The 13,401-nt window shown below is 62.3% G+C and carries 12 protein-coding genes; 7 read left to right on the forward strand and 5 right to left on the reverse strand.

The window, feature by feature from the left end:
- Positions 1 to 43 precede the first annotated feature (43 nt).
- Positions 44 to 1,222 (reverse strand): nicotinate phosphoribosyltransferase, encoded by a 1,179-nt coding sequence (gene pncB, locus NOM06_RS13265; protein ID WP_255911918.1) that lies wholly within the window; start codon positions 1,220 to 1,222, stop codon positions 44 to 46.
- Positions 1,223 to 1,323: 101 nt separating this feature from the next.
- Positions 1,324 to 1,959 carry a nicotinamidase gene (locus tag NOM06_RS13270; RefSeq protein ID WP_005357452.1) on the reverse strand — a complete coding sequence of 212 codons (636 nt, stop codon included), beginning with the start codon at positions 1,957 to 1,959 and terminating at the stop codon, positions 1,324 to 1,326.
- A gap of 74 nt (positions 1,960 to 2,033) precedes the next feature.
- Between NOM06_RS13270 and NOM06_RS13275 the strand changes: the two genes are divergently transcribed.
- Together NOM06_RS13275 and NOM06_RS13280 are read left to right on the forward strand one after the other, a co-directional pair.
- Positions 2,034 to 2,684: a DNA mismatch repair protein MutT gene (locus tag NOM06_RS13275; RefSeq protein ID WP_005339607.1), complete on the forward strand. Its 651-nt coding sequence runs from the start codon at positions 2,034 to 2,036 to the stop codon at positions 2,682 to 2,684.
- Entirely contained in the window at positions 2,681 to 3,184 is a 504-nt protein-coding gene (locus NOM06_RS13280; protein ID WP_255911920.1) for a DUF523 domain-containing protein, read from the forward strand. Before NOM06_RS13275 ends, NOM06_RS13280 begins: the two co-directional genes overlap by 4 nt.
- On the opposite strand, the gene NOM06_RS13285 is transcribed toward NOM06_RS13280, so the two are convergent.
- From NOM06_RS13285 to NOM06_RS13295, 3 genes are all read right to left on the reverse strand, one after another.
- The gene (locus tag NOM06_RS13285; RefSeq protein ID WP_255911922.1) at positions 3,109 to 4,074 is read right to left on the reverse strand and encodes an acyltransferase; all 966 of its coding nucleotides are present in this window, start codon (positions 4,072 to 4,074) and stop codon (positions 3,109 to 3,111) included. The two genes, NOM06_RS13280 and NOM06_RS13285, sit on opposite strands and share 76 nt — an antisense overlap.
- 6 nt (positions 4,075 to 4,080) lie before the next feature.
- Complete coding sequence (locus NOM06_RS13290) at positions 4,081 to 4,980, reverse strand: acyltransferase (RefSeq protein ID WP_255911924.1); 900 nt, start codon at positions 4,978 to 4,980, stop codon at positions 4,081 to 4,083.
- A 126-nt stretch (positions 4,981 to 5,106) separates the two neighbouring features.
- Positions 5,107 to 6,621, reverse strand: coding sequence for a YifB family Mg chelatase-like AAA ATPase (locus tag NOM06_RS13295; RefSeq protein WP_255911926.1), 1,515 nt, complete (start codon positions 6,619 to 6,621; stop codon positions 5,107 to 5,109).
- Between the two features lie 384 nt (positions 6,622 to 7,005).
- Between NOM06_RS13295 and ilvG the strand changes: the two genes are divergently transcribed.
- The 5 genes from ilvG to ilvA all read left to right on the forward strand — a co-directional run bounded on the left by ilvG (position 7,006) and on the right by ilvA (position 13,393).
- Positions 7,006 to 8,652, forward strand: a complete 1,647-nt coding sequence (ilvG, locus tag NOM06_RS13300) for an acetolactate synthase 2 catalytic subunit (RefSeq protein ID WP_255911928.1) — start codon at positions 7,006 to 7,008, stop codon at positions 8,650 to 8,652.
- Entirely contained in the window at positions 8,649 to 8,927 is a 279-nt protein-coding gene (gene ilvM / locus NOM06_RS13305; RefSeq protein ID WP_064337574.1) for an acetolactate synthase 2 small subunit, read from the forward strand. The genes ilvG and ilvM overlap by 4 nt, the downstream gene beginning before the upstream one ends.
- Positions 8,928 to 8,939: 12 nt before the next feature.
- Positions 8,940 to 9,884, forward strand: coding sequence for a branched-chain amino acid transaminase (locus NOM06_RS13310; protein ID WP_255911930.1), 945 nt, complete (start codon positions 8,940 to 8,942; stop codon positions 9,882 to 9,884).
- 143 nt (positions 9,885 to 10,027) lie between these two features.
- Complete coding sequence (gene ilvD, locus NOM06_RS13315) at positions 10,028 to 11,869, forward strand: dihydroxy-acid dehydratase (protein WP_255911932.1); 1,842 nt, start codon at positions 10,028 to 10,030, stop codon at positions 11,867 to 11,869.
- Positions 11,870 to 11,872: 3 nt separating this feature from the next.
- On the forward strand, positions 11,873 to 13,393 hold the full coding sequence (gene ilvA, locus NOM06_RS13320) for a threonine ammonia-lyase, biosynthetic (protein ID WP_236296537.1): 1,521 nt from the start codon (positions 11,873 to 11,875) through the stop codon (positions 13,391 to 13,393).
- Positions 13,394 to 13,401: the final 8 nt, after the last annotated feature.

A 13,401-nucleotide genomic window follows, 5' to 3' on the forward strand; every position in this document is an offset into this window, starting at 1 on the left:
GGTGTGAACCGGCGGGCTTTTTGTTTTCTGGCGATCTCGAAGATCAGACCCCGACGTGGAACGCCTGTTTGAGGTTGCGGATAAACTCCGCATCCCGACAGAGGGTCTTGCCCGGACTGTCGGAGATCTTGGCGACTGGGCCGCCATTGCACTCGATCAGCTTGAAGACGATGTTCATCGGGCTGACACCGGGCAGATCGCAGGTGAGCTTGGTGCCGATGCCGAAACTGGTGTTGATGCGGCCACGGAAGTGGCGGAACAGCTGCACCGCCTTGTCGAGGTTGAGCCCGTCGGAGAAGACCAGGGTCTTGTCGGTAGGATCGATGCCGAGGCGCTGATAGTGGCTGATCGCCTTCTCGCCCCACACCACCGGATCGCCGGAGTCGTGACGCAAGCCCTGATAGCTGCTGGCCAGCTCGAAGTCGAAGTCCCGCAGGAAGGCATCCATGGTGATACAGTCGGTCAGGGCGATACCGAGATGGTCGGTGAACTCGTCCAGCCAGCTGGTGAGGGCGGCGCGCTGGCTGTGCTCCAGCGGGAAGCCGAGCTGCTGGTGCGCCTGGAACCACTCATGGGCTTGGGTGCCGACCGCGGGCAGCTTGTACTTCTGCGCCAGCATATAGTTGCTGGTGCCGCGAAATGCCGGCAGTCGGTCCTTGAGGCGACCCACTACCGCATCCTGCACCGCGTGGGAGAAACGGCGGCGGGTGCCGAAGTCGATGAGGTTGAACTCGCTCATCTCGTCGCTGCTCAGCTCCCGTTCCAGCTTGTCGATCTTCTGATCGAGCCGTTCCAGCGCATGACTGACGCCGAACTGGGGATAGCGGAAGCGGTTGCGCATCTCGCTGATGATGGCGAGCACCGGGATCTCCCACAGGATCACATCCTGCCAGGGGCCCTCGACCCGCACATTGATGCGGCCATCCTGCTCGAACACCTTGAGCAGGGAGGCATCGAGCGGCTTGCGGCGCAGGTGGTCGAGGTAGTCAGGAGTGAAGAAGGGACGCTCGGCCAGAAAATCGAGCTCTGGCTTGGTCAGTCGCAGGGAACCGGCGAGGCGCAGTTGCTCCTCGATCTGCCCCATCATGGGCAGCAGATCCTCTTCATTGCGGCTGTGAAACTCGGCCACCACCTCGGCATCCGGATAGCGATGGAACACCGCCTGCTGCATATGCAGCTTGTAGGCATCGGTGTCGAGCAGGCTGGTGAGGATTGGGGGCATATCAGGCTCCTCGCAGACTGGTGAGCACGATGGAGCTCCCCTGCCGCATATGTAACGTGCAGGCGTCGGTATCGAGCAGGCTGGTAAGAATCGGTGGCATATCAGGCGTCCAGCAGGCGTTGTACATCGATCAGGGTCTGGGCCAGTTCGGCCCCTGCCTCGATCATCTGGGTGTGGGCGCTGGCAACCGTCGCGGGTGCAATGCCACGGCAGGCATCGAGATGGACGATTACCCGGAAACCGGCGCGGCGCAGTTGCAGCACGCTGGTTTTGACACAGTAGTCGGTGGCGAGGCCGCCGACCAGCACGGTATCGACCTTGCGGGCTTGCAGGAATTCGATGAGTCCAGTGCTGCGCCGTTCGGCCAGGTCGTGGAAGCAGGTGCCGTAGGGATGCAGATCAGGCTCGACCCCCTTCCAGACGAAGAAGTCATAGTCGATGGGGGCGGGCAGGCCGTCGAGCAGCTCGAAGCCCTTGCTGCCCGGTACGCAGTGTACCGGCCAGGTGAGGTCTGCATTGGGCAGATCCAGCGGCAGCAGCATCCCTGCGGGATCAGAGACGGCCCAGTCGGCATTGGCGGGGTGAGAGTCCTTGCTGCCGATCCGCAGCGTGGCGAGGGTGGCCTGAGCGTTGAGCGCAGCCACAATATCATCACCGCCCGCAACGGGCAGTTCGTTCGGGCAGAGGGGGGTAAAGCCCTTCTGCGCATCAATATCCAGGCTGGCGACGGTTCCCATGATTGGCTCCTGCACATACTATTCGTGTGATATTATCTACCAAACATTAATGGAAGGCGAGCAGGGCGATCGGCATGCTGAGAATGAGTCTGGATATGGTGGTGCTGCGGTTGCATGAGGAGCGGCTCGAGCTGCTGCTCGAGACCCGCGATCGCCCCCCCTTTGCCCACTGCTGGCAACTGCCTGCGCTGCGCATCGACGAGACCCGGGATCGGGATCTCGATGCCGCCCAGCGCCGTCTGCTGGCGGAATGGGGGCTCGGTCACTGCTACAGCGAGCAGGTCTGCACCCTCGGCAATCTGGAGCGTGATCCCCGCGGCTGGTCCACGACCCTGGTCTATCTCTGTCTGGTGGATCCGGAAGTGGAGGCGATCCACGGCTGCTGGCATCCACTCGCCAACCTGCCGGGGCTGAGCCTCGCCTTCGACCATGTCCAGCTCATCGCCAAGGGGTTGGAGCGGTTGCGGATCAAGAGCCGCTACAGCACCCTGCCGCTGCAACTGCTGGGGCCCGAGTTCACCCTCTCCGAGGTGCAACGTGCCTTCGAAATCATCCTGCAAACACCCATGAATACGGCCGCCTTTCGCAAGCGGATCCATCGCGCCGACATTCTGGTGGATACCGGCCGCAAGCGCACCGGCAAACAGCGTCCTGCCATCCTCTACCGGCTGGAGAGCCCCTGCTGCGTGATGTTCGATCAAGTGATGCACGGAGCGGAAGCGTGAGTGCGAATCCCGTTCGTGTGCTGGTCAGCGCGTGTTTGCTGGGTCAGCCAGTGCGTTACGACGGTCAGAGCAAGGGGATTGTCAGCGACTGGCTGAGTGCGCTGGGTGCCGAGGGGCGGGTGCTGGCCTTCTGCCCCGAAGTGGCGGGCGGTTTGCCGACCCCACGCCCCCCTGCCGAGCGACAGGGCGAGCGCGTAGTGACGGCGAGCGGGCTGGATGTGACTGCCGAGTTTGATCGCGGCGCCGAGCTGGCGCTGGAAATCTGTCAGACGCAGGGCATTCGCTTCGCCCTGCTGAAAGAGGGGAGCCCCTCATGTGGCAGCGGCCGTATCTATAACGGCCGCTTCGAAGGTGTTTCTGTGGCGGGCGAGGGCAAGACCACCGCCCTGCTGCGCCGCAACGGTATTGCAGTGTTCTCGGAAGATCAGTTGGCCGAGTTGGCTTCTGCGCTCTCTTTAGATTCATCCCCGGATTTGGCGGCTACCGGCAGCGGCGCCTGACCGCTCTGCCACCCCTCCAGCACCTCGTCCTTCTCCTGCCAGCGCTGGTTTAGCCACTCCTGAAAACCGCGCTTGAACTGCTTGTCATTGAAGTAATCCCCAATGAGCGCCTCATCCACCGGCAGCTCCTCGATCCGTACCTGAATGCGTTTTACCCGTCCCATCAGGAAGTCCTTGAACGGGGTCTCGGCGTTGTCCGGATAGCGGATGGTGACGTTGATCAGGCTGTCGAACTGCTCGCCCATGGCCGCCAGTGTAAAGGCCAGTCCTGCCGCCTTGGGCGGCATCAGGTGACGATAGCGGGAGCGGGCCGCATCCCGTTTCTGCTCGGTGAAGCGGGTCCCTTCCACGAAGTTGATGACGGTAGTAGGGATGTGGCGAAACTTCTCGCAGGCGTTGCGGGTGGTTTCTATATCTTTGCCGCGCAGGTGCGGATTTCTTAACAGAAATTCTCGCGAATAGCGGCGCATAAAGGGCATATCGAGTCCCCAGCATGCGAGCCCCAACAGCGGGATGTAGATCAGCTCGTGCTTCATAAAGAACTTGGGCACCGGCAGCCGATCCCGGAACAGGTGGCCGAGCACCACGATATCAGTCCAGCTCATATGGTTGCTGATGATGAGATACCAGCCATCCTTGCGCAGCTTGGTATTGTCCTCCACCTGCCAGTCAATACGGGTGGTGAGGCGGATCACCAGCGCATTGCAGGCCAGCCACAGGCGCATGAAGCGGTTGTTGAGGCGGCTGCAGGCGCGGCCAAAGGCCGGGATCGGCAGCAGCAGTTTGGCCAGCGACACCAGCAGGATCAGACTGGCGCACAAGGCGGTGAAAAGGATGGTCAGGCCCGCACTGATGATCAGCACCAGCGGGCCGGGAAGCAGGGATAGCATGAATGTTTACTGCGCCTTGGTTGCCAGCAGTTGGCTCATGGTCTGGTCCTTTTCGTGCCAGATCCCGTTCAACCACTGTTGAAACTCTTGTTGGAACTCGGGGTCATTGAAGTAATCCCCCACCAGCTTGCGGTCGATCGGCAAATAGCGGACCTGAACCTTGATTTGCCCGACCCGGCCACACATGAAGTCCCAGTAGCTGGGAATGCCGTCCGGATAGGCGATGGTGACATCCACCAGTTGATGCAACTGGTCACCCATGGCTGCCAGGGTAAAGGCGATGCCGCCTGCTTTCGGGTGGAGCAGGTGACGATAGGGCGAACCCTGCTTCTGATGTTTGCCCTTGGTGAAGCGGGTGCCTTCGACGAAGTTCATCACACTCACCGGAATGTGGCGGAACCTGGCACAGGCTTTACGGGTTGTCTCTATGTCTTTTCCCTTCAGATGGGGATGCTTTTCCAGAAATTTCCTGGAATATCGCCGCATGAAGGGGAAGTCGAGCGCCCACCATGCCAGACCGAGAAAAGGTACCCAAATCAGCTCTTTCTTGAGGAAAAACTTCAGGAAGGGGATTTTTTGGTTAAAAACCCGCTGCAGTACCAGTATGTCGACCCAGGATTGATGGTTGGCAATCACCATATACCACTCATTCCGGCGCCCTTTGTCCACTCCGACCACCTCGAAAGGGGTTTTGATGATGGTTTTCTGGATCAGATTGTTGAAACCGATCCAGCAGCTGGCACAGCCATCGAGCAGCCAGTTGCAGAGGGTGCGCCACCCCTTGAGGGGGAGCAGGAGCTTGAGCAGACCCAGCGAGAAGATGGGGACAAACCAGAAGAGGGTGTTGAAAAAATAGAGCAGGGTGGAGAGGCTGCCGCGCAGTCGCTCTGTCAGCTTGTTGGGCATGAGTCGGGTCCGTCTTGCTGTCGATAAAGGGCCATCAAGTGGTCAGATCTGTGGCCATAATATCAGCCGATTGCCTGCGAGACCATTCAGAGCCGTTACGGGGTTGGACTCACCCTTTCCCTTCTGTCAGCTGCTGCGCAGTCGCGACAGCAGCCGGTCCATGGCCCTGTAACCGAGCGCCTCGATAAGATGCTCCTTGCCGATGGCGGGTTGCCCGGCCAGATCGGCGATGGTGCGTGACACCCGCAGGATGCGATGCCAGGCCCGGATGCTGAGCCCCAGCTTCTGGATGGCGTTCTCCAAAAATTCGGCATCTTGCGGTGATAAGCGGCAAATATCCTCTATCTCACGGCTATCCAGCAGGTTGTTGAGCTTGCCGTTGCGACTCAGCATGCGCTCTCTCGCCACCAGCACCCGATCGCGGATCTGCTGGCTAGACTCCCCCCGCTCCGCCTTGCCGGTCAGACTCCCCTTGGGCAGCAGCGGCACCTCCACCGTCAGGTCGAAGCGGTCGAGAAAGGGGCCGGAGAGTTTGCCGAGGTAGCGCAGGATCTGATCCGGGCTGGAGCGGGTCTGGCCGTCGCCATAGTGGCCGCAGGGGCTGGGATTCATGGCGCCCACCAGCTGGAAGCGAGCGGGAAAATCCACCTGGCGGGCGGCCCGGCTGATGGTGATGTGGCCCGTCTCCAGCGGCTCACGCAGGGAGTCGAGCACCTTGCGCTCGAATTCGGGCAATTCATCCAGAAACAGCACCCCGTTGTGGGCCAGCGAAATTTCGCCGGGCCGCGGGTGGCTGCCACCGCCCACCAGCGCCACCGCTGAGGCACTGTGGTGGGGCGTGCGATAGGGTCTGTGGTGCCAGTGACCGGCGCGCGGGGTGAGGCCGCCGATGGAGTGGATGGCGGCGGTCTGCTGCGCTTCCTGCTCGCTCAGCGGTGGCAAGATGCCGGGCAAGCGGCTGGCCAGCATGCTCTTGCCGGTGCCGGGCGGGCCGATGAACAGCAGGTTGTGGCTGCCGGCGGCGGCGATCTCCAGCGCCCGCTTGGCCTGAGACTGACCAATCACATCCTGCAGATCCGGTACATCGGGCAGGCTCTCCGAGCTTTGTGGATCCGGTAGCGGCAGTTCGTACTGACCGGTCAGCCAGGCGGTAACGGCCAGCAACTGGTGGGCGGTGCGCACCTCGGCATCCTGAATGAGAGAGGCTTCCGGGCCGTTCTCTCGCGGTACCAGCAGGGTGCGCCCCGCATCCCGGCAGGCGAGCACGGCGGGCAGCACCCCGAGCACGGGGCGAATTTCGCCGGTCAGGGCCAACTCCCCCAAAAATTCATGATCGAGCAGGTATTTTGCCGGTATCTGCTTGGAAGCGGCAAGAATACCGATGGCGATTGCCAGATCGAAACGGCCTCCCTCCTTGGGCAGATCGGCGGGGGCCAGATTGACGGTGATGTGTTTACTCGGGAACTCGAAATTGCCGTTGAGCAGGGCGCTGCGGACCCGATCTCGCGACTCCTTCACCGAGGTTTCCGGCAGGCCGACCATGTTGAAGGCGGGCAGGCCGTTGGAGAGGTGAACTTCCACTGTAACTTGCGGGGCCGCGATCCCGAGGCTGGCACGGCTATAAACCACAGCTAATGACATAAATCCCGTCCTTGAGTTGATATATGTTCTGACTAACTGCTTGTTGTTGGCTTTTTATTCCAGAGTTCCGGCTGGGGAATAGCCAAAATCAGTGGGTTGTCACAGAAAAAAGGCTTGCCCAATAAAAATCACCGTGCTAGTTCTAATAGCCATTCGCGGTAGAAACCGCCCCAATTTCACAGGATTTCCGGTTGTAACTATGAACATGGCCTCCCGTTTCGTCAGCATTATTGTGGTCCTAGTGGTGATTATTATCTCACCGCTCGGGGCTCGTTTAGCTGCACGGAACAAGGGATAGACCCACCACCGGACAGAACGAAACAAGCGACCCCCGAGCCTCACAGCTCGGGGGTTTTTTTTCGACCAAAGGACAGGATTTTCCACATGAACGGCGCGCAGTTTTTGGTACAGGCTCTCAAGAAACAGGGTGTGACCCAGGTGTTTGGTTACCCGGGCGGGGCCATCATGCCGGTCTACGATGCCCTGTATGACGGTGGTCTGGCCCATCAGCTCTGCCGCCACGAGCAGGGTGCCGCCATGGCGGCGGTGGGCTACGCCCGCGCCTCCGGTCAGGTGGGGGTCTGCATCGCCACCTCCGGCCCCGGCGCTACCAATCTGGTAACCGGTCTGGCGGAGGCGCTGCTCGACTCGGTGCCGCTGGTGGCCATCAGCGGTCAGGTGCCCTGTTCCGCCATCGGCACCGATGCGTTTCAGGAGGTCGACGTGCTCGGCATGTCCCTCTCCTGTACCAAGCACTCCTTCATGGTGACCGATGCCGCCGATCTGGGGCGGGTGCTGGCAGAAGCTTTCGCTATTGCCACCGAAGGGCGCCCCGGACCTGTGCTGATCGATCTCCCCAAGGATGTGCAACTTGCTGCAGTGCCGCCCCAGAGCCCGCTGTTTGCAGTGGAAGAGCCGGAGGTGCTCAACCCCTCGGAGTTGGCCGCAGCCCGCACTCTGATCGCTGCTGCCGAGCGCCCGGTACTCTACGTCGGTGGCGGTGTAGGCATGGCCAATGCCGAGCAGCAGTTGCGCAACTTTGCTGCCGCCACCGGCATGCCTGCGGTCACCACTCTCAAGGGGATTGGCGCGCTCGACCCCGACAGTCCTGTTTATCTGGGTATGCTCGGCATGCACGGCACCAAGGCGGCCAACTATGCGGTGCAGCAGTGCGATCTGTTGCTGGTGGTGGGCGCCCGTTTCGATGACAGGGTGACCGGCAAGCTGGAGGAGTTCGCCCCTGAAGCCAAGGTGATCCATCTCGATGTGGATGCTGCCGAGTTCGGCAAGCGCCGCGCTGCCGAGGTGGGTATCACCACGGATCTCAAACAGGTGCTGCCGCGCCTCGCCATGACTCTCGACATCGCCCCCTGGCGTGAACACTGCGCCGCCATGGCCCGCGAGTATGCGTTTCGCTACGACCACCCGGGTCAGGCCATCTACGCCCCGGCCCTGCTCAAGCAGCTCTCTGCCCGGCTGCCGGAGAGCAGCGTGGTGGCCTGCGATGTGGGTCAGCACCAGATGTGGGTCGCCCAGCACATGCGCTTCACCAGCCCGCGCAACCACCTCTCCAGTGCCGGTCTCGGCACCATGGGCTTTGGTCTGCCCGCCGCCATCGGCGCCAAGATGTCGCGCCCGGAAGATGAAGTGGTGCTGGTGAGCGGTGATGGCTCTTTCATGATGAACGTGCAGGAGCTTGGCACCATCCGCCGAGCCCAGCTCAAGGTGAAGATGGTGCTGCTGGACAACCAGCGCCTCGGCATGGTGCGCCAGTGGCAGGAGCTGTTCTTCGACGGCCGCTACAGCGAGACCATCCTCTCCGATAACCCCGATTTCGTCGCCTTGGCTGCCGCCTTCGGCATTCCGGGCGAGACCATCACATGCAAGGAGCAGATAGCCGGCGCCCTCGATCGCCTGCTGGCAAGCGAGAGTGCCTACCTGCTGCATGTGGCCATTTCAGAGGAAGAAAACGTCTGGCCCCTGGTTCCGCCGGGAGTCGCCAATCACCAGATGATGGAGCAACGCCCATGAACCCGCACCCCCTTGCCCAGCCAGCATTTGCACAGCACACCCTGCATATCCACGCCCAGCCCAGACCGGAAGTGATGGAGCGGGTGCTGCGGGTGGTGCGCCACCGCGGCTTCAATCTCTGCGCTCTGAACATGGAGCAGGATTGCCAACAGCTGCGGATCACGGTTACTGTCGAGTCGGTGCGTCCCATCCAGCAGTTGTGGAGCCAGCTGGTGAAGCTGGTGGACGTCTCCCGGGTCGATGCACTGGAACAGCAACCCCGGATCAGAGCTTAAGGAGCCAAGCCAATGTCACAGCCTTCCCAATCCGCCACTCACCCCCAATACATCTGGTTCAACGGCAAACTGGTGCCCTGGCAGGATGCCCAGGTGCATGTGATGAGCCACGCCCTGCACTACGGCTCCTCGGTGTTCGAGGGTGTGCGTGCCTACGATACCCCCAAAGGCACCTGCATTTTCCGTCTGCAGGAGCACACCCGCCGCCTGTTCGACTCCGCCAAGATCTACTGGATGGACGTCCCCTACAGCGAGTCCGACGTGAATGAAGCCTGCCGCACCGTGGTGCGCGAGAACGGCCTGAAGAGCGGCTACCTGCGCCCGCTGGCCTTTGTCGGCAACGTGGGGCTGGGGCTGCATCCGCCGCTGGATGCCAAGGCTGATCTGATGGTGGCAGCCCTGCCTTGGGGCGCTTATCTGGGGGAAGAGGGGCTGAAAAACGGGGTGGATGTCTGTGTCACCTCATGGAATCGACTCGCTCCCAACACCATTCCCACCGGCGCCAAGGCGGGCGGCAACTATTTGTCATCCCAGCTGATCAGCCGCGAGGCCAAGCGCAACGGCTTCGCCGAGGGGCTGGCGCTGGATGTGAACGGCTACCTGAGCGAAGGCGCGGGGGAGAACCTGTTTCTGGTGAAGAACGGCGTGCTGTTTACCCCGCCTGCCACCGCCGCCATCCTGCCCGGCATCACCCGCGACACTATCATGACGCTGGCGCGTGACTTGGGTTACGAGGTACGCGAGCAGGCGCTGCCCCGAGAGGCGCTCTATGTTGCGGACGAGATTTTTATGACCGGCACCGCCGCCGAAGTGACCCCGGTGCGCTCCGTCGATCGGATGAAGGTGGGTGCTGGCTGCCGCGGTCCGGTGACCGAGCAGCTGCAAAATGCCTTCTTCGGCCTGTTCAGCGGCCAGACCGAGGACAAGTGGGGCTGGCTGACGCCCGTCAACGACTGATGAGAGAGGGGAGGCGCGGAGCCTCCCCGAGTCGCTTCCGGTGAGAGCTTCCCAGAGGAGTGCTCACCAGGATCGATTCCGATCCACTCGTATCATCACCGCATAACGCATCGAGCCCATATGGGCATTCAGGGAGTAGAGACATGCCGAAGTTGAGATCCGCCACCACCACCCACGGACGTAACATGGCCGGGGCCCGCGCCCTGTGGCGCGCCACCGGAATGACCGATCAGGATTTCGGCAAACCCATCATCGCCGTGGTCAACTCCTTTACCCAGTTTGTGCCGGGTCACGTCCACCTCAAGGATCTGGGTCAGCTGGTGGCGCGCGAGATCGAAGCTGCGGGCGGCGTTGCCAAGGAGTTCAACACCATCGCCGTGGATGACGGCATCGCCATGGGCCACGGCGGCATGCTCTACTCCCTGCCATCGCGGGAGCTGATCGCCGATTCGGTGGAGTACATGGTCAACGCCCACTGCGCCGACGCCATGGTCTGCATCTCCAACTGCGACAAGATCACCCCGGGGATGCTGATGGCGGCCCTGCGCATCAACATTCCGGTGATCTTCGTCTCCGGCGGCCCCATGGAAGCGGGCAAGACCAAGCTCTCCGACCAGATCATCAAACTGGATCTGGTGGATGCCATGATCCAGGGCGCCGACCCCAAGGTCTCCGATGCCCAGAGCGAACAGGTGGAGCGCAGTGCCTGCCCCACCTGTGGCTCCTGCTCCGGCATGTTTACCGCCAACTCCATGAACTGTCTGACCGAGGCGCTCGGCCTTTCCCAGCCGGGCAACGGCTCCATGCTGGCGACTCACGCCGATCGCGAGCAGCTGTTCAAGCTGGCGGGTCAGCGCATCGTGACTCTGGCCAAGCGCTGGTATGAGCAGGACGATGCCTCGGCACTGCCGCGCAACATCGCTACCAAGGCGGCATTCGAGAATGCCATGGCGCTCGATATCGCCATGGGCGGCTCTACCAATACCGTGCTGCACCTGCTGGCGGCGGCGCAGGAGGCAGGTGTCGACTTCACCATGGCCGATATCGACCGCATGTCGCGCAAGGTGCCACAGCTCTGCAAGGTGGCACCCTCCACCCAGAAATACCATATGGAAGATGTGCACCGTGCCGGTGGCGTGGTCGCCATTCTGGGCCAGCTGGAAAAAGCGGGTCTGGTGCATGGGGATACCCGTACCGTGCTGGGTTGCTCCCTCGTCGAACAGCTCGATGAATATGACGTCAGCCGCCAGCCGAGTCAGGAGGTGGTGGACTTCTATCGCGCTGGCCCGGCCGGCATCCGCACCACCAAGGCGTTCAGCCAGGATTGCCGCTGGCCGGAGCTGGATCTGGACAGAGCCGAAGGGTGCATCCGCTCGCTGGACAACGCCTACAGTCAGGAGGGTGGTCTGGCGGTGCTCTCTGGCAACCTCGCTGTCAATGGAGCCATCGTCAAGACTGCCGGGGTGGATGAGGAGAACCTCACCTTCCGTGGCCCGGCCCGGGTATTCGAGAGTCAGGAGAGCGCTGTGAGCGGCATCCTCGACGGTACCGTGAAAGCGGGCGAGGTGGTGGTGATCCGCTACGAAGGGCCGAAAGGGGGCCCGGGCATGCAGGAGATGCTCTACCCCACCACTTATCTCAAGTCCATGGGGCTCGGCAAGGCGTGCGCCCTGATCACCGATGGCCGCTTCTCCGGCGGTACCTCGGGCCTCTCCATCGGCCACGTCTCGCCGGAGGCCGCTTCCGGCGGCACCATAGGTCTGGTGGAGGATGGCGACATCATCAGCATCAATATCCCGGCCCGCAGCATGGTGCTGGAGGTGGCCGACAGCGTGCTGGCCGCCCGCCGTGTCGCCGTGGAAGCCCGTGGCTGGAAGCCGCTCGATCGTCAGCGCCAGGTCTCCTTTGCCCTGCGTGCCTACGCCATGTTCGCCACCAGCGCCGATAAAGGCGCGGTTCGCGATCGCTCGATGCTGGGGGAATAAATCATGGTCTCTGCGGCGGATTATCTACGCAAGGTGTTGCTCTCTCCCGTCTACGAGGCGGCGCGAGTGACCCCGTTGCAAACGTTGAAAAAACTCTCCGAGCGGCTCGGCAACCATGTCAGTTTGAAGCGGGAGGATCTGCAACCGGTCCACTCCTTCAAGCTGCGCGGTGCCTACCACAAGATCGCCACCCTGACCGAGGAGCAGAAGTCGCGCGGCGTTATCGCCGCCTCTGCTGGCAACCATGCGCAGGGGGTCGCCCTGTCGGCCGCCAAGCTCGGCATCAAGGCGATCATCGTGATGCCCAAGACCACGCCGGATATCAAGATCGATGCGGTACGCCGTCAGGGCGGCAACGTCATGCTGTTTGGCAATAGCTTCGACGAGGCCTATGGCGAGAGTCGCCGCCTCGCCACGCTTGAGGGCTACACCCTGATCCCGCCGTTTGACGACGTTGAGGTGATCGCCGGGCAGGGCACTATCGGCAAGGAGCTGCTGGAGCAGGATACCCACCTCACCCACGTGTTCGTGCCGGTGGGTGGCGGCGGCTTGGCCGCCGGGGTGGCGGTCTACATCAAACAGCTGCTGCCGGATGTGAAGGTGATCGGGGTGGAGGCTGAAGGCTCCGCCTGTCTCAAGGCAGCCATGGCTGCTGGCGAGCCGGTCAATCTGGAGCGGGTCTCGCTGTTTGCGGATGGTGTAGCGGTCAAGCGGATCGGCGAGGAGACCTTCCGCCTGTGCAACCAGTATCTGGACGAGGTAGTGACCGTCTCCAACGACCAGATCTGCGCCGCGCTGAAAGACATCTTCGACGACTGCCGCGCCATTGCCGAGCCGTCGGGCGCCCTGTCGTTGGCGGGCCTCAAGGCCTACAGCGAGCGGGAGCAGGTCAAAGGGGGGCGGATGGCGGCCATTCTCTCCGGTGCCAACGTCAACTTCCACAGCCTGCGCTACGTGTCGGAGCGCTGCGAGATCGGCGAGAAGCGCGAGGGCATGCTGGCGGTGACCATCCCCGAGCGTAAGGGGGCCTTCCTCGACTTCTGCCGTCAGCTCGGGCCCCGTATGGTGACCGAGTTCAACTATCGCTACGCCGATGCCGAGCAGGCGTCGCTGTTCGTCTCGGTGCGCCTCACCGGCGGTGACGAGGAGCTGGGCCAGATCATCGATCAGCTCGGTGGCAACGGCTACCCGGTGGTCAACATGACCGAGAGCGAGCTGGCCAAGAACCACGTGCGTTACATGATTGGCGGCCGCCCGGCCCGGCCCCTTGGTGAACGGCTCTACAGCTTCAAGTTTCCGGAGCAGCCGGGCGCCCTGATGCGCTTCCTCGAGACTCTGGGCTGTCGCTGGAACATCAGCCTGTTCCACTATCGCAACCACGGTGCCGACTACGGCCGGGTGTTGTGTGCCTTTGAGCTGCCAGACGAAGACGTGGCCGCCTTCCACGACTACCTGCGCGAGATTGGTTACGGCTGGAAAGAGGTGAGCGACGACCCCGCCTACCGTTTATTCCTGGCTAGTTGAGCAAGGGG

This window comes from Aeromonas sp. JL9, assembly GCF_024436075.1.
GTDB lineage: Bacteria > Pseudomonadota > Gammaproteobacteria > Enterobacterales > Aeromonadaceae > Aeromonas > Aeromonas veronii.

Coding starts and splice junctions, on each gene's coding strand:
- pncB (WP_255911918.1), bottom strand. CDS start 1,222: ATGCCCCCAATCCTCACCAGCCTGCTCGACACCGATGCCTACAAGCTG.
- NOM06_RS13270 (WP_005357452.1), bottom strand. CDS start 1,959: ATGGGAACCGTCGCCAGCCTGGATATTGATGCGCAGAAGGGCTTTACC.
- NOM06_RS13275 (WP_005339607.1), top strand. CDS start 2,034: ATGCTGAGAATGAGTCTGGATATGGTGGTGCTGCGGTTGCATGAGGAG.
- NOM06_RS13285 (WP_255911922.1), bottom strand. CDS start 4,074: ATGCTATCCCTGCTTCCCGGCCCGCTGGTGCTGATCATCAGTGCGGGC.
- NOM06_RS13290 (WP_255911924.1), bottom strand. CDS start 4,980: ATGCCCAACAAGCTGACAGAGCGACTGCGCGGCAGCCTCTCCACCCTG.
- NOM06_RS13295 (WP_255911926.1), bottom strand. CDS start 6,621: ATGTCATTAGCTGTGGTTTATAGCCGTGCCAGCCTCGGGATCGCGGCC.
- ilvG (WP_255911928.1), top strand. CDS start 7,006: ATGAACGGCGCGCAGTTTTTGGTACAGGCTCTCAAGAAACAGGGTGTG.
- ilvM (WP_064337574.1), top strand. CDS start 8,649: ATGAACCCGCACCCCCTTGCCCAGCCAGCATTTGCACAGCACACCCTG.
- NOM06_RS13310 (WP_255911930.1), top strand. CDS start 8,940: ATGTCACAGCCTTCCCAATCCGCCACTCACCCCCAATACATCTGGTTC.
- ilvD (WP_255911932.1), top strand. CDS start 10,028: ATGCCGAAGTTGAGATCCGCCACCACCACCCACGGACGTAACATGGCC.
- ilvA (WP_236296537.1), top strand. CDS start 11,873: ATGGTCTCTGCGGCGGATTATCTACGCAAGGTGTTGCTCTCTCCCGTC.